Origin of the sequence: Thermodesulfobacterium sp. TA1 (genome assembly GCF_008630935.1) — a bacterium.
GTDB lineage: Bacteria > Desulfobacterota > Thermodesulfobacteria > Thermodesulfobacteriales > Thermodesulfobacteriaceae > Thermodesulfobacterium.
Window position 1 is genome coordinate 93751 of record NZ_CP043908.1, and the last position, 23572, is coordinate 117322.

Below are 23572 nucleotides of genomic sequence, written 5' to 3' on the forward strand. Positions count from 1 at the left end.
GGAAAAGTATTATTTGTAGGTTAGAATTGATAAAAGAGTTGCGCCCTAAAAAAGTTGGCGCTTTTAGACTTATCAAAATAAAAATCTCCGGGATTTAGGATTTCATACTGTAAAAATCCACTAAGTTTTTGGTTAAACCTATGTTGTAAAAGAAAGGCCAAAAGGTCTCCCCTGTTTTTACCGTTTCCAAACATCCCACTGGGAGAGCTTGTTGCTTTTTCATCTGCCATAAGTTTTTGATAACTTATCTTAAACTCGGTGTTTTTGTAGGGATAAAATTTTAGGGTAATCATCGGTGCTTTAAGATTAGTCCAGTATCCAGGAATAGGTCCTCCTTTGGAGCTGGTTTCATAGATATAGGTATAAAAAATGAGTTCATTCCAGATAGGAGCGCGGGAAAAAAGAGGGTTGAACCCTTCGTTTTTTTGGGTTTTAGGGTCGTCTCCTGAAAGATAAACATAACCTATCTCAACCTCTGGTTTTACCGGACATTTTTCAAACTTTCTGGTTAAAAATGCATATCCTCCAAGTCCTGACCTATCAACCTCGTTTGAGTATTCACCCCATTGTTTAGCGATCTCTCCTCTTAAAGTATAAGCTCCAAGCTTATAGACCGCCCTCATTCCTATAGTATGAATATAGCTTGCATGGCTTATTACTTGTGATTTTTCTTCTTTTTTATAAATATAATAAGGTTCAACGTTGAGCTTTTCTGAGAGCTTGTGCCTTCCATAAACCCAAAAACCTCTTTCATTAGACCCAGTAAGCCTTTTTTTATGCTGGATATAACTTATGTCTTTTCCGTCGTCATAAGAAGGATGTATTACCGGGAGATAAACGTCTCTTTGAGGGTTTGAAACTAAAACTATGTCTACCGTATGGTTAGGGTTAAAAAGTAAGGTGGCTTTTAAAGCATTAAAATAAAAGGACCTTGAGCCATCGTTAGGTGTTCCTTCTAAAATCAAAAAGCCCTCTCCATACATGTCCTTGCCAAGGAAATCTTGTCTTCCTATCCTAAGGTTAACAGGTAAACCTAAAGGTTTTTTAAGGTCTAAGTAGAGGTTGTCTATAAAGATTTCATCTTGGTCAAAATGTCTTTTCTCTTGAGCGTCTTTTAATATTAAATAGTTTGGTCCCATATGATACTTGGGTTCAGTAGCCAGTCTTACATAAAAAGAGGTAGAATTGTTAAAGGTTATTTTATCCCAAACCTGGGCCCTCAGTCTAAAAAAATTACGGTCTTTGTTTGAATTTTTAATTTCTTCTTGATAACCTAAGGAAACGATGTTATCCCACAACTCATAACGAAACCTTAAAGACCCACCAAATTCATGCTCCACAGCTAAACTGATCACAGGACTTAAAACCAAAAAACAAAAAAATAAAAAAAAGACAACCCAATTTTTTCGCATAAGCCTCCCCCTTTTAAAATAAGGTAAAAGTTTTGTGTTAACTGTAATTTTATAAATTAGTTAACCAAAAAATTTTGGAAAAGGTTTGTGAAAAAATTAGCAGAGAAAAACCGCTACCTCTTCGTCTTTTTCTATACCAAGAAGGTCTTCAGAAATGATGACTATTCCGTCAGCTTTGACTAAGGACATAATAAGGCCAGACTTAGAAATAAGGGGAACGGCATAGAGTTTTCCGTCTTTTTCCTCCAGATATACCCTGATGAAATCAGTTCTACCTGCTTGAGATTGTATACTTTTAGCCATTTTAGCCTTGATAAAAGGGGTGTAGTTTTTAGAGGCAAGTCCCATCATCTTTTGCAAAACTGGCTTTACTAAAAAGGAAAAACAAACATATACCGCTACAGGATGGCCTGGTAAACCAAAAATCGGTTTATTTCCACATAAGCCTCCAATAATCGGTTTTCCAGGTTTTATAGAAACTCCATGAAAAAGAACCCCTGGGGGGCCAAGTTCATCTATAACTTGAGCAGTTACGTCTTTGGTTCCTGCGCTGGTTCCGCCGGTAATAAGCACCATGTCTGTTTGATGGTAAGCCTTGGTTACCAACTCTTTTATAGCCTGATAATCGTCTTTTACTATCCCAAACTTAACAGGGATACCTCCTTCCTCTAAGATCATACCTGCTAAGGTAAAAGAATTTATATCTCTTACTTTACCAGGAGAGACTTTTTCATGATGGGGGATGATTTCATCACCTGTGAGAATAATACCTACCTTCGGTTTAGCGGTTACTTTTATTTTTGTTATACCCAATCCTGCTAAACCACCTATATGATGGGGTTTGAGCTTAGTTCCTGCAGAGATGACAAGTTCTCCTTTTTTTATGTCTTCATCCTCTAAAATTACATTTTCTAAAGGACCTACAGGTTTTAAAATTTCTATCAGGTCTGAGGAAACTACGTTTACATGTTCTACCATTACCACGGCATCTGCACCTTTAGGAAGCATCCCACCAGTAGGTATATAGGCGGCTTCTCCAGGATTTAGCTCAAAAGAGGGGACCGCTCCCATCAAAATTTCTCCCTTTACCGTAAGATAAGCAGGCATAGTGTCTTTGGCACCAAAGGTATCTTGCGCCCTTACTGCAAACCCATCTACGGTAGACCTCTTAAAACCTGGCAGGTTCTCAGGAGAAAAAACGTCTTCTGCAGCAATCCTAAAATAGGCTTCTTCTATAGGGATCTCTTCTGAGGGTAAACTTTTAAACGGAATTTTAGCTAAAAGAAGGTCTAAGGCATTTTTAAGGGTAAGATATTGTTTATCAAGCATAGAAAAATTATAATAGGTTTTTAAAAATTTACTACCAGGTCACGATGTTTTTAAAATTTTTTATCCTTCTGAGCCACAGGTTCAAACAGCCATTTGTTTTAGGGGCTGGAACAGGTTCTGAATTTATTTCTATCTTAAGAATACCTATTTTAAGAATAAGGCAGAGGGATCCTAAAGGAAATTTTTAATTAGCTTCAATCCTCCCTTGACATTTTGTTTTTTGTTAATACTATATATTTATTTAATTGAGTTTAAAAATCAAATAAAATGGAGTTAAAAGGATGTTAGAAGAGATAAGGAAATTTCGAAGTTTTATAAAATCTAAAGGTTTAAAGTATACTCCAGAAAGGGAGAAAATTTTTCAAGAAATTTTGGAATATACTAAACATTTTGATGTAGAAGACGTTTATCTCAGTTTAAAAAACAAAGGACATAAAATTTCAAAAGCTTCGGTTTATAGAACCATTCCTCTTTTGATAGAAGGAGGATATATTCAAGAAGTTTACAGACAGAATGGCCGATCCTTCTATGAAGTTACTTTAAAGAAAAAACTGCATTTACATTTTATTTGTATAAAGTGTAAACAAGTAGAGGAGATGATAGACGAAAGACTGGAAATTTTGCTACAAAAGGACATGAAAAGGAAAGGGTTTTTACCTTTAACCTATCATCTTGAAATTTTTGGTATCTGTCAGAGATGCAGGCAGACAGGATAGTGGAGGTATTTTTTATGTTGTTAATAGACGCTAAATGCGGAGATAAGGTAAAGATAGAAGACTTTTTAGGAGAAGATGCTATAATAAAAAAAATAGAGGCGATGGGATTAAGAAAGGGGGATGTTTTTGAGGTTTTAAGAGTTTGGGGAAGAAACTTTTTACTTAAAAATGAAACTTCAAAGGTAGTTATAAGTTTTGATGTAGCTAAAAACATAATGGTTGAGCTGTTGGGTAAGGTGGTTAATCCTGAGTGTGAATGTAAGCCTTGTAAGAAAAAAAAACATAGATGGGGTTGGTTCTGATGGAAAAACGCTCTTTTACTCGTATACCTATTCCTGTAGACGTTGAGTTTTTGGTAGGGACTGAGAGTTACCCAGCCAAGATAAAAGACATAAGCTATGGAGGGGTATTTTTAGAAAGTAAGTTTTGTCCAGAACCTAATCAAGAGGTGGTCTTAGTCTTATTTTTAAGCCCTGAGGTGAAGATTTTTATCAAAGGTATAGTGGTAAGGAAGGAAGAAGGAAAGGGATTTGGTATAAAGTTTACCTACATTTCTCCTGAAAGCTTTGAACATTTAAAAAATCTTATCTATTACAATTTTCCCTCTGAAGAAAGAGCTTTTAAAGAACTAAGAAGGTTTTTAGGTAAGGCTAATCCTTTGGTACAGACTGTGAGTGAAATCTGTCGTCAGGCTAAAAGAGAAACTCTTCTAAATTTTATCTTAGAAAGAGCCTTCCTTTATTCTCCAGAAAAGCCGTTTGTTTTAGCTAGTGGCAAAGAAAGTCCTTATTATTTAGACTGCAGAAAGGTGACCCTTTATTCTAAAAGCTTTGAGCTAGTAGGTTGTGTTTTTTGGCAAGAAATAAGGTTTCTTGGGGTAGACGGAGTTGCAGGGATGAGTATCGGAGCTGACCCGATTGTCTGTGCCATCCTTTCTAAAGCCCAAGAAGAAGACTATCCTTTAGAGGGACTTTTGATAAGGAAAGAGCCTAAAAAATATGGCACGTCTAAGCAAATAGAGGGGAATTTTTATCCTGGTATGGAGGTAGTTTTAGTAGAAGACGTAATAACTACAGGAGGGTCTTTACTAAAAGCGATCGAGGTTTTAGAAAAAGAAAAGATAAAAATCATAAAAGTTATGGCTTTTGTTGATCGGGAAGAGGGAGGAAGAGAAAGGATAGAAGAAAGAGGGTATGAGTTTACATCTATTTTTACTTTTTCAGAAATCATTAAAGCCTATCAAAAAGGTGCAGGGAGGTAAATTCATGAAGCTAAAAACCTTGGTTCTGATTTTAATTTTAGTTTTAGGACTTTTTGGTTGTAAAGGAGGTAATGAAAAGGCTTCTAAGTTTATTAACGGAGCAGGGGCAAGTTTTCCTTATATTCTTTATGCTAATTGGGCAAATGAGTATTATAAACTTACAGGTATTAAGGTCAATTATCAATCTATAGGCTCTGGAGGTGGTATCAAACAGATCATCGAAAAAACCGTTGATTTTGGTGCTACAGATAAACCCTTAACCCCTAAGGAGGTAGAAGACAACAAACTTCTTCAGTTTCCTACGGTTATCGGAGGGGTCGTTCCAGTGGTTAACTTACCTGAGCTTAAAGATAAAAGTTTGGTTTTAGACGGAAAAACCCTTTGTTATATCTTTTTAGGTAAGATAAAGAAGTTTAACGATCAAGAGATAAAAAAACTTAACCCAGACATAAACCTCCCTGATAAAGAAATTTTAGTGGTCTATAGGGCTGATGGATCAGGGACTACAGCCATATTTACCTATTATCTTTCTCAAGTTTGTGCTGAATGGAAAAAAGAAGTAGGGACAGGAACTTCGGTAAGCTGGAAAACCGGAGTAGGGGCTAAAGGAAACGAAGGAGTCTCTAATTATGTAAAAAAGACTCCTTATACTATAGGGTATATAGAATATGCCTATGCGGTTCAAAACAAGCTTTCTATGGTAAGTTTAAAAAACGCACAAGGGGTTGTAGTTTCTCCCTCTGAAGAGTCTTTTAAAGAAGCCGCTAGGGCTGCAGATTTAGACCCAAAAAAACACTTTTATGTCTGGCTTACCAACACACCTGGAGAGAAGGCTTGGCCAATTACTGGAGTAACTTATATTTTACTTTCTAAAGAAAAAGGAGAGGTAAACAAGGAGGTGGTTAAGTTTTTTGAATGGGCCTTTAAACAAGGGGATGAAATAGCTAAAAAGCTAACCTATGTACCTCTCCCAGAAGAGGTAAAGACTAAAATCTATAAGTATTGGGAGGAAAACGGGGTCAAACCATAACATCTTTATAACACCACATGTTCTGGTTTTTACTGTTCTTTTTTTGTTTTTTTGGCTTAATTCATCTTTATATTTATTTTACGAAGGTTAAGCCTATAGTTAAAAAGGCTAACCTTCGTAAATTTTCCTTTTTGGTCTTTGTTTGGCTTGTGGTTTCACCTGTTTTTATCAGGTGGGCTGATCGATTCTTAGAACCTATTTTTTCTAAATGGATAGCCTTTGTAGTCCTTATTTGGATAGGATTTGTGTTTTATCTTTTCTTTTTTTGTGTTGTTTTTGACCTGATACGCCTGATTTTTCGCTGGAAATCACTTACCTCAAAAAAGGTTTTGTTAGGTGCCCTGGCCTTAGCCCTTGGTTTTTCGGTTTATAGTTATTACGAAACCCTTGGATTAGAGGTTATAAGGCTTCAGGTTAAAACCGATAAACTCCCTTCTCATATAGAACAGGTTAAAATCATGCAGGTTTCAGACCTACACTTAGGACCTCTTTTAGGAAAAGAGAAGATAGAACTGGTTAAAAAAGTTTGGGAACGAGAAAAACCAGACTTAATATTAGAAACAGGAGATTTGGTTGATGGAAACATGAGAAAAAAGGACTATTTGGCAGAGGAACTTGCTAAAATTACCGCACCTCTTGGTAAGTATGCCATCATGGGTAATCATGAATATTACAGAGGTTGGAGAGAGGCCTCAGAGTTTATCGAAAGGTCAGGTTTTAAACTTTTAAAAGACCAGGTAGAGGTAGTAGGTGGTTTTCTGGTAATAGCCGGGCTTGATGATAAAGATTGTCGTTATGCTAAGGCCTGTACTACAGATTTTGACGAGATCGCCTTTTTGTCTAAACTCCCTCGGGATAAGTTTGTTTTGGTTTTAAAACATCAACCTTTGGTAAAAAAGGAAACCTTGGGTTATTTTGACCTTATGCTCTCTGGACATACTCATGGAGGTTTATATAGACCGATAGGGTCCTTCTTAGTAAGGTTTTTATATGAAACCGATAGGGGGTTAAAATATTTGGGTAAGGGGTCTTATCTTTTTGTATCAAAAGGAGTGGGTACAGGGGGACCTCCGATGAGATTTTTAACCCCTCCTGATGTGGTTATCATAGAATTAATAAACCTAAAAAAGGAAAAACAGCCTAAAAGTACAGCGGTGATGTTAAGAGAAATATATCAAATTTTATAAAAGGGGCTTTATCATGAAAAAAGAGTTTAAACCAAGACTTATCGCTTGGGAACTTACCAGAAGTTGTAATTTGGATTGTGTGCATTGTAGGGCAGCAGCCTCTCAAGGTCCTTATTCTAACGAACTTACCACAGAAGAGGTTTTTAGAATCCTTGAGGAGATAAAAGAAGTAGCAGAACCTATAATCATTCTCACAGGCGGAGAACCTTTGTTGAGAGAAGACCTATTTTTAATAGCTAAAAAAGCGATAGACTTAGGGTTTAAGCCGGTGCTTGCTACCAACGGGACTTTAATTACTGAAGAAATAGCCCAAAAAATTAAAGAGACTGGTATTTCCAGGGTTAGTATTAGTCTTGACGGAAGCACTCCAGAAAGCCACGACGGGTTTAGAAAGGTACCAGGGGCTTTTGAAGGAGCTATAAAAGGAATAGAAAATTTAAAAAAATTTGGGGTTCCTTTCCAGATAAACACTACAATCACACCTTGGAATTTAGAGGAACTCTCTAAGGTGCACGAGCTTGCTAAAACTTTAGGAGCAGTGGCCCATCATATCTTTTTGTTGGTCCCTGTAGGAAGGGGTAAGGACTTAGCCATAGACACCATCAGCCCAGAAAAATACGAAGAACTTTTGGGCTGGTTTTATGAGCAAAGAGATAAATGCAACCTTCAGCTTAAGGCTACTTGTGCTCCTACCTATTACCGGATTTTAAGACAAAAGGCAAAAAAGGAAGGCAAAGAAGTAACCGTTGAAAACTTTGGGCTTGATGCTATGACCAGAGGTTGTCTTGCTGGCACAGGTTTTTGCTTTATCTCTCATGTAGGTATAGTTCAAACCTGTGGCTATTTAGAGGTTCCTTGCGGAAATTTAAGAGAACAAACCTTTAAAGAAGTATGGGAAAATTCAGAGGTTTTCAATAATCTTAGAGATTTCTCTAAGTATAAAGGTAAATGTGGACGGTGTGAATATATAAGGGTGTGTGGTGGTTGTCGTGCCAGGGCCTATGAAGCTACAGGTGACTACTTAGAAGAAGAACCTCTCTGCCCTTATACACCAACTAAATCAAATAAAACTTTGGCTAAGTAGTCTTTTGAAACTTGATTAAAATAAAGTTTGTCTTTGGGAGTAAAAACGATAAAATCAGATATTTCAGCCGATAAAGTGCTAATAGGGTTGGCTACGATTAAATCAAAGTTTTTCTCTTGTTTTTTGGTAAGGGCATATTTTTCTAAATTTTCAGGGTTTTCTAAGGCAAAACCGATGGTTATTTGGTCTGGCTTTTTTTGAGAAGAAAGGGTTTTAGCTATGTCCTCTGTAAGCTCTAAATCTAAGGTTAACACCTCTTGTTTTTTTAGCTTGCCTTTAAAAGCAGTTTTTGGTCTAAAATCACAAGGAGCCGCAGCAAAGATTGCCAACCTACATTTAGGAAAAATTCTTTTAGCTACCTCTAACATTTCTTTAGTAGTAGAAACAGGAAAAACCTTAGGGTAAGGAATTCCTAAAAATTCGTTTATCCTTGGGAAAACACCTGGTAGGTCTTTACCTCCCCAGATAAGATATACTTCCGCCCCGCGGTAATAAGCCTCTTTAGCCAGTAAAAAAGCCATTTTACCAGAGGAATCGTTGGTGATACACCTCACCTCGTCTATATATTCTTTAGTGGGACCTCCGGTAATCAAAACCTTGTGATTAAGAAGCGTTTTTTTAACGAAATGGGCTTGCAGGGTCTCAAAAATCTCTTCTACCTCTGGCAAACGGCCTTTACCTGTAGTATCACAGGCAAGAATTCCAGAAGCAGGTTCATAAATTCTATATCCCCAGGTTTTTAGAATTTCGATGTTTCTTTGGGTGGCAGGATGTTCCCACATGTTGGTGTTCATAGCAGGAAAAATGTATACAGGAGCCTTAGTAGCTAATAGGGTAGAAAGTAAAAGCTCATCTGCTTGACCTGATGCTAATTTGGCTATAAAAGAGGCTGTAGCAGGGGCTATCACCACCACATCAGGAAAGTTGGCAAGCTCTATATGCAAGATTTCTCCAGTTGGTTTAAAAAAGTCTTCTTCAGTATAAGCCTTTTGCCCTGAAAGACTGGCAAAAAGTAAAGGCGTTACAAACTTTTCTGCCCCTTTAGATAATATGACCTTAACATTAGCCCCAGAGTTTTTAAATTTTCTTATAAGCTCACAAACTTTATAGATGGCTATTCCGCCTGTAAGCCCAACAAGTACATTTTTTCCCTTAAATCCGTTAGCAAACAATTTTCTCTCCTTATAAAAATATTTAAAATTAGTTTTGATTAAGAATAACTACGATTCTTAATTCTGTAGAGAAATATCTTTCAGAAACCGAGATAAAGGCTTGTCCTTCAGGGCGTTTATAGGCGATAAAAGTAATTTTTGAGGTAAAGCTCCCTACTTCTTCCCAACCGTTGTTTTTCATCTGGACCTTATAAAATTCTAACAAAGAATTAGCCTTGTAGTTTCCTTTGAAAACAAGCATGCCTGTGATTACTTTGCCGGTTTTTAAAAGGGCACTTTGTTCTCCTTGATAACTAAGGTCTTTTAATACTGGAATAAAAGGCACAGGAAAATAAACAAGGTCTTTATTAGCACCGGTTATGTTGATTTCCTTGCTTACATCTATTACCTCTTGTGCAAAAAGATTTTTAGAGTTGGTTGTCAGAAAAAAGGTTAAAACTAAACAGAGAAATACCCACATTTTTTTCATCTTTTAACCCCTCCGAAAGAACTTTTTAATATAAAAATATTATAAATATAAACGCAGTTTTGTCAAAGTTAAAAAAAACGTCAAAATACCGAAAGAGAAAGTTTTTAAAAGATGACAGGTAGTAAAAAAAAAGATTTTTGAAAATTTTCAGGTTTTTAAGTAGACTTTAACCATAAACAGATTAAGGATATACCGACTATTTAGGTCCAGAAAAAGCTTTTTCTAAAAGTGTCTTGCAACTTAAAAAAACTTTGACCTCATGTGCAAAGGAGTGTTTTTTTTTACTTTAGAAGCAAAAGAAGTTTAATAAAAAGCTGTTTTAGGAAGAGGAAAAAAATTTTAGAATTTCTGTGTTTAGAATAAATTCTAAGGGTAAAATACTAAAAATCGGGACAGATTGGGAAAAAATGAGGTTTGTTTTTTAAAAATTTTTGTGTTAATATTAAACAATAAAGGTTGTTCTTTGACAATAGAATAGCCGGGCAGGGCAGGTGAAAAGGCAAAAGTTTCAAGGGGAAAATTATGGGGATGGTGTGATTTGGTTAAGGGTGTATGTAAGTATATTTAGTAAACAACTATATGAAAAACAGGCTACCTTACAAGCAAGTAATTATGTGGATTGCAAAGGGTGGTTTTAAAGGCTGTGTTTTTGAGTTTCAATCGCAGTTAGAAGAGGTAAAAGGTATATTTATAAATTATTGATTTTATGTAAGAAAAAGTTTGTATCGCTGGCTCTGGAGGTTAGAATTCATGCGGGTTGCGAGGGGCTGTTTTGTAAAAATTAGTTTTATACTAAATTTTAAAAACCTTGATAAAATCAAGGTTTTAAGTAGTTAGGGTTGAAACCTGCCCTACTTAAAAAGGGATTGCGACACAAGTAAATCATAAATTACTGCAGCTGGATTACTTCCATAAGTTGAAACCTGCCCTACTTAAAAAGGGATTGCGACCTTTCGTGACCGCGTAAATTTAATTTTTTTTCAAAAGTCAAAAAGTTGAAACCTGCCCTACTTAAAAAGGGATTGCGACAAATAAATTGTTTTTAATTATGATATACCATGCTTTCATTGTTGAAACCTGCCCTACTTAAAAAGGGATTGCGACTTGCCTTCTGTATCTCTTAACAATTTTGCGATTTCTTTAGGTTGAAACCTGCCCTACTTAAAAAGGGATTGCGACTTGTAAATGTACGGATTATTTATACTTCGAATTACTTCGGTTGAAACCTGCCCTACTTAAAAAGGGATTGCGACTCCTTTCAATGGGAGAAATCTTTCAAAACTTATAAATAATGGTTGAAACCTGCCCTACTTAAAAAGGGATTGCGACATTTTTCTCGTTCGGTTCGTAGTTTTTCTTCGATTTCTTTGTTGAAACCTGCCCTACTTAAAAAGGGATTGCGACTGCAGCGGGTGACCGCAATAACTACCACCTGGTACATCAGTTGAAACCTGCCCTACTTAAAAAGGGATTGCGACACTTGCTAAATAAAAACTCTCTTTTGATATTAAAGTCTTCATATAAGTTGAAACCTGCCCTACTTAAAAAGGGATTGCGACCTCTCAATCAACTCCCCACGGTTGTCGTCTAACTTAGTCCAGTTGAAACCTGCCCTACTTAAAAAGGGATTGCGACTTCGAAAACGGTGTTTGTAAGTGTTAAGGCATCTTTTTTGTTGAAACCTGCCCTACTTAAAAAGGGATTGCGACGAGAAAATCTTTCATTTTTTGTGATTTTTCGGTACCTCTTAAGTTGAAACCTGCCCTACTTAAAAAGGGATTGCGACAAATACACCTCCCCGCAAATTTCTACTTCGAAAAATAAACCTTGTTGAAACCTGCCCTACTTAAAAAGGGATTGCGACAAATTATTTCTTTGATTACGATCCATCCTTCTTTCTCATCTGTTGAAACCTGCCCTACTTAAAAAGGGATTGCGACCAGGGGCATCCCCTTCTTTGCACCACCCCATTCTGAATGTTGAAACCTGCCCTACTTAAAAAGGGATTGCGACATTTCTTTTAAAAGCTCTTTTAAAACCATACCTCTACCCCCTGTTGAAACCTGCCCTACTTAAAAAGGGATTGCGACTTTTTCTATGATATAATTCAAAGTTGTTAGTCCTGTTTTTTGTTGAAACCTGCCCTACTTAAAAAGGGATTGCGACAAGTATTTTTGCGACCTCCTGCTGGTTCAACTTTTTTGTGTTGAAACCTGCCCTACTTAAAAAGGGATTGCGACCATTAAAAATATTTCTATGATTATAAACGTATTCTTTAGGTTGAAACCTGCCCTACTTAAAAAGGGATTGCGACTCTACCTTGCAAAAGACTATTATTACTTTATCACTAAGAGTTGAAACCTGCCCTACTTAAAAAGGGATTGCGACAATATTTCTTCTGAAATTTCTATTTCATTTACTTTTATTTTGTTGAAACCTGCCCTACTTAAAAAGGGATTGCGACATTTCTTTTAAAAGCTCTTTTAAAACCATACCTCTACCCCCTGTTGAAACCTGCCCTACTTAAAAAGGGATTGCGACGGTGGCTCCGCCTGATCTTCCAAAATTTAAGCACGTTTTAATGGGGTTTCTTGAAACCTTTTAAAAGTAGTTTTAGTTTATTCTGGTTGGCTTGATATTTAGTAATCTTAAAATGGCTTATAGAAAGGTATGAGTGCCCAGTAATAGCTTTTTGTGCAGACCTTGGACAGAAAAAAATTGAGCGGAGGTAAAAGAAAAAGGATTAAAATCCAGACCTAAAAAAGTTAATAATAAGGGCCCTAAAAAAGTTTTTATACATTTATATAATTAAAAATTTAAAAGTCTTAAGAAAGGTTGTCTATGGAAAGTATAATAATTATTATTGGGATTTTTATTCTTGCTTTTGTTTCAGGAATGATTGGTCTTGGGGTAGCTTTTTCTGCCATCCCCTTTTTGGGCTTGTTCATGGATGACCTTGTGCACCAAGTACAACCTCTCAGTCTTTTGTTAAACGGGGTTACAGCCCTTCTCAGTGCTTTAGGCTTTGCTAAAAGTGGGTTTATTGAATGGAAAAAAGCCATTTACCTTTCTATTATTACTACCCTTTCGGCACCTGTGGGTGCGGTGTTGGCTCACTATATTTCTCAAGATATAATCTGGGTAATCTATTTCTTTTCAGTCCTTTATCTTGCCTACAGACTTTTTAAACCGATTAAAGCCGTTAAGGAAGATAAGACAAACTTTAAGTTAGCAGCAATTTTAGCTGTTCCAATCTCGGTTTTAAGCGGACTTCTTGGCGTTGGACCAGGTTTTTTACTTATGCCGACCCTTATTATATGTGGATTTGATCCTAAACGAGCGGCAGGTATCAATGCTTTTGCCGTCTGTCCACCTTCATTTTCTGCCCTTCTCCCTCATATAAGCACTGCCCATTGGAACTTTACACTTACCATAGCGTTAATAACTGTAGGAGCTGTTGCTTCTTATCTTGGAGCGAGAGCCACAAGTCTTTATGTTCCAAGTAAAAGAATTAAACAAATCTTTGCCACTCTCATCGTAATCGTAACCGCCTATAAAATAACTACCTTGTTTTTCAAATAACACCAACTACGTTAGGTCTAAAGACCGAACTTTTATAACCTTGACAGAACAACTTGAGAGGCCTTTTTTTGGAAAGCTGAAACAGAAATAATGACTTTAGGTCTATTGTCCAAAATAGGATATAATATGAAGATACAAAAATAATCAAGAGATATATTTCGGTGGATCACTATTGACAAAAACAGAAAATATTATAATTTTTAAAATAAAGGTGTTGGGGGATCGTCTAATTGGCAGGACAGTGGACTCTGGATCCACGAGTGGAGGTTCGAGTCCTCCTCCCCCAGCTGAAAATAAAAGCTCTGTGCCGATTCAAGTCCAACCTTCACAACTAAAATTTTCTGCAACAAACCCCCAGAGCAATCTGGCTTTTTATCAGGTGTAGAAGAAACACCGAACCTACCACACCACACCAATTTTTTTAAATATATAAAAAAAGCTTTTTTGAACTTAAAAAAACTCAAAAAAATGTATATACAATGTATAAAGGCATAAAAAACCTCTACCTGATTAAAGGAAAATTGGTATTTAGAACACACGTTAGAGAAAAAGGGCGAGAAAAAAGTTAGTGTCTCATTAATTGTGTAAAGCCTTGAGGAAAAGGGAAGGGTATGGTAGCTTTTCTAAAGGCTAACACCACAAAAATTACAAAAAAGAAGGGGAAGCTACCATGAAACAACAAAAGCTAAACCTACCTTTTCATTCCTTAGAAGAGATTTTAAACTTGTTTCACCAGGAGGTCAACATGCTGCTTAAAAACTTTTGGAAAACCTTATGCTTGAGGGAAGAAGAATTAGTATGGGATGGAGTAAAATGAAGGCTTAAGAGTGCCTCGAGTCAGAAAAAGTCTTTTCGTCCTATTATACTTTTTGAAAGAAGAAGGGCTGATTTAGACCTTACAGAAGTAGTTGTAAATCTTTATGCAGTAGGAGTAAGCACAAGAAAGATTTCTCAGTTTTAGAAAGGATCTATGGTTCATACTATTCTTCTCAGAGCATTTCCCGATTAATAAAGGTTGCAGAGGAGGAAGTAAAGGCTTGGAGGGGAAGACCATTTTCAGAGAAATATTTTGCGATATTTTTAGACGGAAGTTATTTATTCGACGAAATGGAGTAGAAAAAGAGCCGGTATATTTATCTTTGGGAATAAAACATGACGGAGGGAGGGGGTAAGATTAAATTTGTGTCTTATTTATAATATGCAAAATACTAATAGGAGGTGGAAGGAATAGACTAGGAGACAAAAAAGTTTAAAGGTATTATCAAAAAATATAAATTCAAAACCCGAAAGTCTTCTTTTTGAAAGCTTCTCACTAAGCTCAAAAAAAGATAAGAAATAAAATCTTCTCCACATTCTCTTCATCTGAAAGAAATTCCATTACTCTGAGTCCCCGTTTCACTTCCTCAAAAAGCTTCTCAAGTTGATTCGTTGTATAAATAAACCTCTTTATCTCAAATGGAAATTCAAAAAACATAAAAGATCATCAAAATTCTCTTACCACAATTTCCTGCGTCCTTTATTTTTCTTTTCGTTCAATTTGTTAAAAACCTTCATAAAGCTTTGTAAAAAGAACTTGCCGTGTATTATGATAATAACATAGCAGTTAGTAAAATTAAATGGTGGGTTTTCACGTTTTTTTTACACAGGTTTTTACAAGGATAAAAAGTTATTACGAAAAAACTTAAAATTCACTTTAAAAAACAAACGTTTTTAATGTTTTTACAAAGCGAGAAATTGTGGAAGGTAGCTTAGGTCAAAGTTTGTATTGTAAATTGTTAGATTAGGATTGTAAAAGGGATCCCTTTCTATGTATTTTTTCCACCTCTTTTTTAAAAGTCTTATTTCCTTTTCGGCGATTTTTTTATCTTTTACTTTTGCTTTTGATTGAGATTCGTAGTGGATTAAAACTGCATAAGGAGTCCAGATGACTTTATAACCTTTTTCATAAACTTTTAGACAAAAATCAACGTCATTAAAATCAACTCTAAATTCTTCGTCAAATCCTCCTACTTCGTAAAAGACGTTTTTTCTAAACATCATGCAAGCTCCCGTAACTGCTAAATAATTTTGGACTGTGCAAAGACGATACATATATCCAATTCCGTCGCTTTCACCTTTAAAAGCATGGTCTGCTCCATTCCAAATACCCATTATTACGCCACCGTGTTGAATGGTTCCATCAGGATATAAAAGCTTTGCTCCAACTATGCCAACTTCTTTTCTCGTAGCATGTCTCATCATTTCGTCTAACCAATTATCATTTACTACCTCAACATCATTGTTAAGTAAACAAACAACGTCTCCTTCAGCTTTAGATAATCCAAAGTTTACTAATGCAGAAAAATTAAAAGGCATGTCATAACTTAAAATTTTAATCCTTCTTTCATTTTTTAATTCCGAATAAAAATCAATCACTTCTTTATCTGTTGATCCATTGTCTACTACCACAATTTCAAAGTCTGGATAAATTGTCTTTTCAAGCAAACTTCTAATACAGTTTTTAATTAACTCTGGTTTGTTTTTTGTAGGGATGATAATAGACACCTTAGGATATTCACTAATTTTGTATAGAATTCTAAAAGTATTTGAACCTTTAGAGGAAAGTACTTCTGCTTTTTTCCCAAAATATTCTTTTAGCTTGTTAAGCTTTTGAACGTATCTATTTTCAATTGTTTTGGTCTTCGTTAAAAGCAAGGCAGGAATGTGTTTTATCTTTAAGTTTTTCTTTTTAAGAGCTTGAAGAATGATTTCATAGTTAGAACCAAATTCCTTTACGTCCGTTAAAATCTCCCTTTTAAAAGCTACAGGAGATTGAATGTAATCGTATTCAAAGAAGTATTCAGGACCCCAATCTGGTTTAAATTGTGGATCCCTTGGATTTCCATTTTCGTCAAAGTAATCGTTATCAGCATAGATAACATCTGGATAGTCTTTATAAAAAGCAAAGTGCTTAAAAGTACGTATAGCTGACGGACTCAAAACGTCTCCTTCTTCAAGAAAAATTACGTAATCTTCCTTTACCTTTTTTAAGATTTTTTCTATGTTTTCTGAGGTACAGAAAACAACTTTTTCTGGTTTACAAATTTGATTTTTAATAGATTCTATAGTTCTTTTTTTTAACTGCTCAGTTTCGTTTTGAATAACTACGAGAAGGATTGAAGGTGATTTTGGTAACTTTCTTTTCTTTTTCCAAAACAATAGCTCGTCTTCTCGGTAAGCTTTTAACCAATCTTCATAAGATTTGGCTCCACATATTCTTCTGTGTCTTAATTCACTAATTCTGTAATAAGCTTTTTCGGGATTTAAAAGAGCTCTAAGTAAAGACGTTTTCACAACTTTGCGCAATTCTTTGGTGGCAGGACTTTTAGAAAAGTAAATTCCCAAAATCCTTCTATAAAAGTGGGCAAATTTTTCTAAGAAGTTTAGCTTTCTTATAGAAATTTTTTCGTGAATTACCGTATTTTTAGTAATTGGAATTTGTATACTTAACGATTCTATTTTTGACGAACCTGCGTTTACTATGTGATTTATTCTTCCACTTCTTGGTATAGGAAGAACCCAACAAAGTTCTTTTTTAGAAGATTTTATAATTATTTTTCCTTCACAAAGAGCTTTATCAGATTTAAAAATTCCTCTTATTAGGTAATATCCTGGCTCTAAGTCATGCCAAACGGCTTCAAATTTCAAATGTCGTTCATCAACTTTTATTTTCGATATATTGCTCACGAAAAACTATTATAACACTTTTAAAGTGCTACTCAAGAATTTTATTAAGTTTACTCAAGAAATTTCTAAAAATGAAATTTCTAAAATACATCGTCAAAAGGGACACTATGCAACCTTACCTAAATACTTGAATAATTTTTATAAAGAATTATAATACTAAAACTAAGGTAATACTTTAATGGAGGTAAGGAATGACTAAAAATCTTGCAAGTTCCTCAGTTCTTACTAAAAAGTTTCAAATTACTTTACCTAAAAAAATAAGACAAATTCTTGAAGTAAAATCTGGAGAAAGGATAGGTTTTATAGTTGAAGGAAATGAAGTAAAAATTGTTCCTTTAAAATCAAAACTTGAAGAAAATTTTGGAAAAGTAAAAGCACTTAGGAAGCCAGAAAATTTCAAAGAAATAAGAAATTTCGTGGAAAAAGAAATGGCAAAAAATGTGATAGAGGAACTTAAATGAGAAAATTTTTAGATACCAATATTTTCCCTCGTTATCTTACAAAAGATGATGAAGAAAAGGCCTATAAGGTTTTAGATTTATTAAAGAAAATAGAAAAGGGAGAAGAAAAAGTAATTACAAGCCCGTTAGTGATTTTTGAATTGATATTTACTCTTCAAAAGTATTATAAACTTCCAAAAGAGGAAATAAAGAATTTAGTTTTGCCTCTAATTAATTTGAGAGGGTTGAAATTACCTTATAAAGCTGTTTTTGAAAAAACTTTAGAAGTATTTCCTAATACAAACGTCTCTTTTGCAGACCTTTTTAATTATTTTTTTATGTTAGAACATGAAGTAAAAGAAATTTATTCATACGACGAAGATTTTGACGAACTTCCAGAAGTAAAAAGATTAGTTCCTTAATAAATTGCTAGGTAGTGTCTCATTAATTGTGTAAAGACTTGAGGGAAAGGGAAGGGTATGGTAGCTTCCCCAATGCATAATAACCAAAACTACCAGAAAGGAGGGGAAGCTACCGTGAAAGAAAAAACTAAAACTTTAACAAAACAACCTATAGAAAGGATTCTAAACTTTTTTCAGCAAGAAGTCAACAATCTTATTAAAAACCTTTTAGAAAACCTTATGCTTGAAGAAAGAAGGATTTATTTAGAAGAGCAAGAAGCCTATGCAAATGGTTTTTATACCAGAGATTTACTTTTCGTGTCTTCCTACTTCCTGAAAGAAGGAGGGCTGAAAAGCATTTCCCGGTTAATAAAGGTGACTGAAGATGAAGTTAAAGAACTTATTTGTCTATTCGGCGAAATGAGGTAGCAAAGGAGCCAGTATATTTAGCTTTAGGGATAAAGTCTGATGGGAGAAGAGAAATACTTGGATTTTGGATATTTGGGTCTGAAGGGAAGGGGGTTAGCGAAAGAGATAAAAAGGAGGATAAAGGTAATAGAAGTATTTCCGGATGAAGGCTCTGTTGAGAGGTTGTTATATTTAATCTTGAAAGAACTGAATGAGAGGTTAAACTCAAGGAAGTTAAGAGGGTTTAATGAAATTGAATTGGGGAACTACCATGCCTTTCCCGGAAAATTTTTTACACAATAAAAGGGACACTATGAGTGCTACTCAAGAATTTTATTAAGTTTACTCAAGAAATTTCTAAAAATGAAATTTCTAAAATACATCGTCAAAATCTTCTTCCTCTGTCACTTTAAAGATCACTTTCTTTTCTTCCTATGGCGTTTTAAATTGTAACCATGAGTTCATCTTTACTTTTTTAGAAATTAAGGTTAAAATTTCATAACCATGATAACCAGGCAAAGAAATAACAACGTAGTTTGGCATAGACCTCTCGTTACAAGACAAATGAGAGAAGTTTTGAATGGGCACAAAAGCCTTGTTCTTTGGTTTACAGGTCTTCCAAGCTCTGGCAAGTCTACTATCGCCCACGCTTTAGAGAAAAAGCTCTATGACCTAAAGGTAAGAACTTACACCTTAGATGGAGACAACATACGTCACGGACTTTGTAGTGACTTAGGTTTTTCTCCTGAGGAGAGAGCTGAAAATTTGCGAAGAATTGCAGAAGTAATTAAGCTCTTTTTAGACGCTGGTATCGTTGTTCTCTGTGCTTTCGTTTCTCCTTACAAAAAAGATAGAGAAAAGGTCAAAAAAATAGTAGGAAACGAAAACTTCGTTGAAATCTACTGTAGGTGTCCTGTTGAGGTGTGTAAGAAAAGAGATCCTAAGGGATTTTACGAGAAAGCAGAAAAAGGAGAGATTAAGAACTACACGGGAGTTTCTGCTCCTTATGAAGAGCCAGAAAATCCTGACCTCATTCTTGACACTCATTTGCTCACTGTAGAAGAAAGCGTAGAAAAGATTTTAAATTTTGTGATTGACAAAATTTTACTCAAAGGGGAACCTTCCCCAAAAGCTTCCGTTTAACTGCGTGGTTTTTACGATGTAATTGTAAAAATTTTTAAAAAGTTTTCTGTCTATTGTTCCAGGATCTTTCCAAAAGTCATTTAATTCTCCTTGAAAAGTAAGACCAGGAACGTCGTAAATTGCTCTTCCCATCGCTTTAACAGGAATATTGTGATACAAGGCTTGCAATCCAACTGTACTGTTTATCACCACAACTCCCAAACTGTTCTTAATTAAAGTAGGTAAATGCAAATCGTGAACGTAAAATACCCGTCCTTTTATACCAAATTTTTCTGCTAAGTTTTTAATAAGTTTTTTATAACACACAAAGCCTCTGTCAACTGGATGATGTTTAAAAACGATGAAGTGTTCTTTTAAAGCGTGCTTAGAAAATGATTCCAAGACTTCTTCAATAAATTCACTTACAGAATTGTACTCACTATGCACAAGAACTTGAGAATCGTTAAAAACCTGCAAGGGAACCAAAAAATACCTTTTTTTGAGCTCACCTGTTAACAGCGAAAAAATAGGTTTTTCGGTTATTTTATAAATTTTTTTTCTTATAACACCTCTTAATAAACATAAAAGATAAGGAACGTAAGGAAAGTAGTTTTTATATGGTTTGTAATGCGGAAATTTCCATCTCAGAAGTTCTAAAAACAAGTAATGTAAAAAGGAACTTAAAGCCCTTTTTGAGAACCGAAACTCGTTCGGTTTTGGTTCTGGAATTCCAAAATTAGGTAAATTTAAGTAAAATTGAGGATTTTTGGGAATTTTTGAAAATCCGTTTAATCCATACTTCTCCATAGTAATGTAGTGTGGTCTCACATAGCCTTCCTCAAAAACATACCAATCAATTTGATAATCTCTACAGACCTCAATTGCAACTTTGTGATATGGTTTATAATCTCCGTACATAAGAACTAAGTCAATTTCTTTTTCCTCAATAAGGTTTTCTAAAAACTTTCTAAAGTTTTCAAACTTATCGGTAAAGTTGTAAGAGTTTTTAAAATCAGGATAAGTTATCAAATCTCCTCCGTTGAAGTTTACTTTATAAACTTTTTTCCCAAGACTTTTAAGATACTTACCAAGTTTGTAGAAAAACAAACCTTTCGGTCCTTGAAGCAATAGAACACTTTTGTAAGGTAAAAGCTCCTTTTCTACATCTCTTGCCATAAAACTACGCTCTTAGTAACCATTTCAAGGCACAAATCCAGTTTTTGAGTTTTTTAAAAGGGTAAAAAGATTTCGATCGTAAAATTTTAACATTCCTTTCACGTTCTTCAATAATTCTATAGATGATAGTTTTGCAGTCTACAAATCCCTTTAACTTCCAATCGTAGTAAAGAGGATAAACTAGCAAAACCCCTGCAATAAGTTCTAAAAGGGAAAGTTTTCTTTTTCTCCTCGGGAAACTAACTTCGTCAAAGGTCAAACCCCATCCGGCGTAAAAGGCACCTCCGTAAGTGAAAACAGGTTTTTCTCTTATCAAAGCTTCAAACCCAGAAAGAGAACTTATGGTGTGGATTTCGTCTGCCACCTCAATTAAACTAAGGATGTCCGTCTCAGTTTCAATTCTATTACACATCTTTTGAATTTCTTTAAAGTTTTTTTCCATTCTTTTGTTCTTAGAAATTACGTCAGGATGTGGTTTGTAGATTATGTATTCTTCTGGATACTTTGTACGAACTCTTTTAATTAATTCGAAGTTCGTCTTTATTCCGTTTCCCAAAATAACTGCTTGGTCTGTTTCAACTTGACCAGGAACGAGGATTATTTTTTTGTCGTAGTTAGGTCTTTTCAAAGGTCTTGATGCTCCCACGTTATACTTTGTTATCCGATGCTTAATTATTAAATCCCGTATTTCTTCTGCCTCTTTAAGCTCTTCTTTACTAAACTGATAAGTATTTAGAATTCTTTCTAAATCACTTTCTTGAGTAGCATCGTAGTAAATGCCGGTTTTATCAATGACGATGCTCATTGGTGGGACAAATTCTGCACCTAAACCAACAGACCTTATGAAACCGTCCTCAACACATAAAACTTCAACATCCTTAGATATTAATTCAACCTCTTTTCTTGCTTTTGCTCCCCAAACTACGATAGCTGTATTCTTATTTTTAACGAGAACCTTTGCAAGACTTTCTACACTTTTCACTTCATTAAAGGGAGTTTTAAAAAAAGGTAAAAGCTGATTTCGCTTAAGGAAGTGCATTTTATAAAAGTAGTAACTTTTTCTACCAAAAAGGTTAGCCATTTTTCTTTGTTTTAGAATAAAATCAATAACGTCAAATATCGTTCCTTTTCTTCCGGTAACGGGATCTACGTAACGAGGATATTTTAAATATGTTGCAGTGAAAATTTCTAAGACTGTTCTTTTTCTATTTCTTCTTGGGCAGTTGACACGATCCTTCGTAATACCCCATCCTGCATAAAAGGGTAGCCCAAAGCAGTGAACTTCTTTTCCCAAAAGCAATGCTTCAAAACCCATCTGTGAGCTTACCGTGTAGACCTTGTCAAAAAATTCAAGTAGCGTTAGAGGATTGACGTCCTCGGCAATGAAAAAGACCTCTTTGTCCTTCTTAGCTAATTCAAAAAGATAACCCTTTTTCTTGCCAGACAAAACGTCGGGATGAATTTTAACATAAACATCAGCCTCTGGATTTTCCTCTTTAGCTTTGTTAAGCATTTCTCTAAAGGTGTTTTCTGTAGCACCTCCATAAAGAACAGAAGCATCCTTGTAAGTTTGGTCAACAACTAAAACTCTTTTCTCTTTCTTTCCCTTCAGGATATCTCTTTCTGCAAAAGGGGCGTAGTTGTATTTACTTATCTTTTTTTCTATGAGGACCTGTAAGGCCTTTTCCCCCTCTTCAAGTTCATCCTTTGTGAATTCGTAGTGATTTAGAATTTCCTCAAGTAAAGACGGAGTGTTTGCGTTGTAATAAATTCCTACTGGATCAACGATTAGGGAAAGGGGGGGGTATCCTTTAACTCTTAGTCCGTAAGAACAAACAAAACCATCTTCAAGGGCATAGTATGGAAGACCGTGTTTTTTTGCAAAATCTCTTGCTTTTTTTGCAGTAGGCTTTAATCCCCAGCCTATCACCCCAGTTACCTGATTGAGGTCTACTTTTTGTGAGTACAAAACGACCTTTTTCTCAAGAAAGGATTCTAAAAAAGGTATACTAAAAATTTCTTTTGAAAAGGTAAGAAACATAAAGACCTAAATATTAATTTTTTTGTAGTCCTCTAAGGTTTTTTCTTTTAGGTGATATAAGAGGTTTTTTGCACCTTCAAAGAGCTCTTTTCTTTTTTCGTGGTTGTCTGCTAACTCTAAAATTGCAGACTTCCAAGCCTTAATTTCCATGGGAAGGACGATGCCTGCTTGAAGCTCCTTTATACTCTTAGCAAGAGGAAAGTATTCCGAGTATATTCCTACTGCTCCACTTCTCATGATGTTATAGAATTTAACATAAGATCTTGCCTTATTAAAGAGATTATCAAACAAAGGAGCAAGCCCAATGTGTCTGTATTTAAGGGAAGAAAAGGTTAGGTATTCAGTCCACTTCATAGAATGAACGAGGTATAAATTTTTGATAGGCTTATACATCTTTGCAGTCCTTTGGTCAACGACAATTTCAAAGAAAAGCTTTTCAGATTGTAACTCATTTAAGAGGTTTCTTAGCCAAACAAACTCTACCTTGTGAGAGGCAGTAGCGTGGTAAAAGACGAGAGTCCTTTGAGCTTCTGGAGATAATAAAAGGTCCTTTTCCTCTATGTGTGTAGGGTAAGGGGGTAAGACTATAGGATTAAATTTTTGATATTTTTCTGCAAGGTAATCATTGGAAACAAAGATTTGCGTGTTAGTAGTTAACCAATTCTTAAACTTCCAAGCTTTGTTAAAGATCTTGAAAGCGTATCTTAAAGGCAAATCTTTGAGAACTTTAAGGTCAAAAAGGTCGTCATCCATAAAGTAGTAAATTTTATCAATTATATCTACGCTCTTTTTAATCCACCTTAAAACCTCTCCGGTTAAGTATCTCACAATAAGAAGTCTAACTCTTTCGCTAAATACAAAATTTGACAATTCTTTATGAGTTAATCGAATAAAATTTAAATTTTTATTTTTTAGTAAAGGAACTATGTAATAATCTGTAGTTGGATTTATGTTTTCTTCAATTATGATATAAATCATTTTCAAAGTTTATTTTAATTTGTATTTACTTTGTCAGA

At 35.0% G+C, this 23572-nt stretch carries 22 protein-coding genes, 1 tRNA gene, 2 pseudogenes and 1 CRISPR repeat array; of the genes and pseudogenes, 16 read left to right on the forward strand and 9 right to left on the reverse strand.

Annotated elements, in window-relative coordinates; genetic code table 11:
* Nucleotides 1–20: 20 nt before the first annotated feature.
* Both F1847_RS00445 and glp read right to left on the reverse strand, forming a co-directional pair.
* On the reverse strand, nt 21–1412 hold the full coding sequence (locus tag F1847_RS00445; RefSeq protein ID WP_150071151.1) for an alginate export family protein: 1392 nt from the start codon (nt 1410–1412) through the stop codon (nt 21–23).
* Between the two features lie 96 nt (nt 1413–1508).
* Nucleotides 1509–2741 (reverse strand): gephyrin-like molybdotransferase Glp, encoded by a 1233-nt coding sequence (gene glp, locus F1847_RS00450; RefSeq protein ID WP_150071152.1) that lies wholly within the window; start codon nt 2739–2741, stop codon nt 1509–1511.
* Nucleotides 2742–3022: 281 nt separating this feature from the next.
* Here glp and F1847_RS00455 point away from each other — a divergent pair, with 281 nt between their 5' ends.
* The 6 genes from F1847_RS00455 to ahbD all read left to right on the forward strand — a co-directional run bounded on the left by F1847_RS00455 (nt 3023) and on the right by ahbD (nt 8019).
* The gene (locus tag F1847_RS00455; RefSeq protein WP_150071153.1) at nt 3023–3457 is read left to right on the forward strand and encodes a Fur family transcriptional regulator; all 435 of its coding nucleotides are present in this window, start codon (nt 3023–3025) and stop codon (nt 3455–3457) included.
* A gap of 14 nt (nt 3458–3471) precedes the next feature.
* A complete protein-coding gene (locus tag F1847_RS00460; protein WP_150071154.1) occupies nt 3472–3759 on the forward strand; it encodes a FeoA family protein in 288 nt (95 codons plus the stop codon).
* Entirely contained in the window at nt 3759–4718 is a 960-nt protein-coding gene (gene pyrE, locus F1847_RS00465) for an orotate phosphoribosyltransferase (protein WP_168194221.1), read from the forward strand. Before F1847_RS00460 ends, pyrE begins: the two co-directional genes overlap by 1 nt.
* A gap of 4 nt (nt 4719–4722) precedes the next feature.
* Nucleotides 4723–5748, forward strand: a complete 1026-nt coding sequence (gene pstS / locus F1847_RS00470; protein WP_150071156.1) for a phosphate ABC transporter substrate-binding protein PstS — start codon at nt 4723–4725, stop codon at nt 5746–5748.
* Between the two features lie 131 nt (nt 5749–5879).
* Nucleotides 5880–6935, forward strand: a complete 1056-nt coding sequence (locus tag F1847_RS00475; RefSeq protein ID WP_240702801.1) for a metallophosphoesterase — start codon at nt 5880–5882, stop codon at nt 6933–6935.
* 13 nt (nt 6936–6948) lie between these two features.
* Nucleotides 6949–8019 carry a heme b synthase gene (gene ahbD, locus F1847_RS00480; protein ID WP_150071158.1) on the forward strand — a complete coding sequence of 357 codons (1071 nt, stop codon included), beginning with the start codon at nt 6949–6951 and terminating at the stop codon, nt 8017–8019.
* Here ahbD and coaBC read toward each other — a convergent pair.
* Together coaBC and F1847_RS00490 are read right to left on the reverse strand one after the other, a co-directional pair.
* Nucleotides 7980–9191, reverse strand: a complete 1212-nt coding sequence (coaBC, locus tag F1847_RS00485) for a bifunctional phosphopantothenoylcysteine decarboxylase/phosphopantothenate--cysteine ligase CoaBC (RefSeq protein WP_168194222.1) — start codon at nt 9189–9191, stop codon at nt 7980–7982. The genes ahbD and coaBC overlap by 40 nt on opposite strands.
* Before the next feature lie 28 nt (nt 9192–9219).
* The gene (locus tag F1847_RS00490; protein ID WP_150071160.1) at nt 9220–9660 is read right to left on the reverse strand and encodes a hypothetical protein; all 441 of its coding nucleotides are present in this window, start codon (nt 9658–9660) and stop codon (nt 9220–9222) included.
* A gap of 838 nt (nt 9661–10498) precedes the next feature.
* A CRISPR array of direct repeats spans nt 10499–12201; the repeat unit is 35 nt; unit sequence GTTGAAACCTGCCCTACTTAAAAAGGGATTGCGAC.
* Nucleotides 12202–12501: 300 nt separating this feature from the next.
* On the opposite strand from F1847_RS00490, the gene F1847_RS00495 reads away from it, so the two are divergent.
* The 4 genes and pseudogenes from F1847_RS00495 (at nt 12502) to F1847_RS09460 (ending at nt 14358) form a co-directional block, all read left to right on the forward strand.
* The gene (locus F1847_RS00495) at nt 12502–13242 is read left to right on the forward strand and encodes a sulfite exporter TauE/SafE family protein (protein ID WP_150071161.1); all 741 of its coding nucleotides are present in this window, start codon (nt 12502–12504) and stop codon (nt 13240–13242) included.
* 215 nt (nt 13243–13457) lie between these two features.
* Nucleotides 13458–13529 (forward strand) — tRNA-Gln (locus F1847_RS00500).
* 383 nt (nt 13530–13912) lie between these two features.
* Nucleotides 13913–14059, forward strand: coding sequence for a hypothetical protein (locus F1847_RS09170; protein WP_168194223.1), 147 nt, complete (start codon nt 13913–13915; stop codon nt 14057–14059).
* Nucleotides 14060–14104: 45 nt separating this feature from the next.
* Nucleotides 14105–14358: pseudogene (locus tag F1847_RS09460) on the forward strand (transposase).
* Nucleotides 14359–14560: 202 nt separating this feature from the next.
* Here F1847_RS09460 and F1847_RS09465 read toward each other — a convergent pair.
* Both F1847_RS09465 and F1847_RS00520 read right to left on the reverse strand, forming a co-directional pair.
* Nucleotides 14561–14716 (reverse strand): transposase, encoded by a 156-nt coding sequence (locus F1847_RS09465; protein ID WP_150071162.1) that lies wholly within the window; start codon nt 14714–14716, stop codon nt 14561–14563.
* A 245-nt stretch (nt 14717–14961) separates the two neighbouring features.
* Nucleotides 14962–16968, reverse strand: a complete 2007-nt coding sequence (locus F1847_RS00520; RefSeq protein WP_150071163.1) for a glycosyltransferase — start codon at nt 16966–16968, stop codon at nt 14962–14964.
* 191 nt (nt 16969–17159) lie between these two features.
* Here F1847_RS00520 and F1847_RS00525 point away from each other — a divergent pair, with 191 nt between their 5' ends.
* The 6 genes and pseudogenes from F1847_RS00525 to cysC all read left to right on the forward strand — a co-directional run bounded on the left by F1847_RS00525 (nt 17160) and on the right by cysC (nt 19360).
* Complete coding sequence (locus tag F1847_RS00525; protein ID WP_150071164.1) at nt 17160–17429, forward strand: AbrB/MazE/SpoVT family DNA-binding domain-containing protein; 270 nt, start codon at nt 17160–17162, stop codon at nt 17427–17429.
* Nucleotides 17426–17830 carry a PIN domain-containing protein gene (locus tag F1847_RS00530; RefSeq protein WP_150071165.1) on the forward strand — a complete coding sequence of 135 codons (405 nt, stop codon included), beginning with the start codon at nt 17426–17428 and terminating at the stop codon, nt 17828–17830. Before F1847_RS00525 ends, F1847_RS00530 begins: the two co-directional genes overlap by 4 nt.
* A gap of 57 nt (nt 17831–17887) precedes the next feature.
* Nucleotides 17888–18238: a hypothetical protein gene (locus tag F1847_RS00535; RefSeq protein ID WP_150071166.1), complete on the forward strand. Its 351-nt coding sequence runs from the start codon at nt 17888–17890 to the stop codon at nt 18236–18238.
* Nucleotides 18214–18270: pseudogene (locus F1847_RS09470) on the forward strand (hypothetical protein); the annotation flags it as partial. The gene F1847_RS00535 and the pseudogene F1847_RS09470, both read left to right, overlap by 25 nt.
* A gap of 7 nt (nt 18271–18277) precedes the next feature.
* Nucleotides 18278–18520: a transposase gene (locus F1847_RS00545; RefSeq protein WP_150071168.1), complete on the forward strand. Its 243-nt coding sequence runs from the start codon at nt 18278–18280 to the stop codon at nt 18518–18520.
* 201 nt (nt 18521–18721) lie between these two features.
* Nucleotides 18722–19360 carry an adenylyl-sulfate kinase gene (cysC, locus tag F1847_RS00550; protein ID WP_150071169.1) on the forward strand — a complete coding sequence of 213 codons (639 nt, stop codon included), beginning with the start codon at nt 18722–18724 and terminating at the stop codon, nt 19358–19360.
* Here cysC and F1847_RS00555 read toward each other — a convergent pair.
* Genes F1847_RS00555 through F1847_RS00565 form a run of 3 tightly spaced genes read right to left on the reverse strand, consistent with a single transcriptional unit; the run spans nt 19322 to nt 23534 of the window.
* Nucleotides 19322–20515, reverse strand: coding sequence for a capsule biosynthesis protein (locus F1847_RS00555; RefSeq protein WP_150071170.1), 1194 nt, complete (start codon nt 20513–20515; stop codon nt 19322–19324). The two genes, cysC and F1847_RS00555, sit on opposite strands and share 39 nt — an antisense overlap.
* 4 nt (nt 20516–20519) lie before the next feature.
* Nucleotides 20520–22556: a capsular polysaccharide biosynthesis protein gene (locus F1847_RS00560; protein ID WP_150071171.1), complete on the reverse strand. Its 2037-nt coding sequence runs from the start codon at nt 22554–22556 to the stop codon at nt 20520–20522.
* Between the two features lie 6 nt (nt 22557–22562).
* A complete protein-coding gene (locus tag F1847_RS00565; protein ID WP_150071172.1) occupies nt 22563–23534 on the reverse strand; it encodes a glycosyltransferase family 4 protein in 972 nt (323 codons plus the stop codon).
* Nucleotides 23535–23572 lie beyond the last annotated feature (38 nt).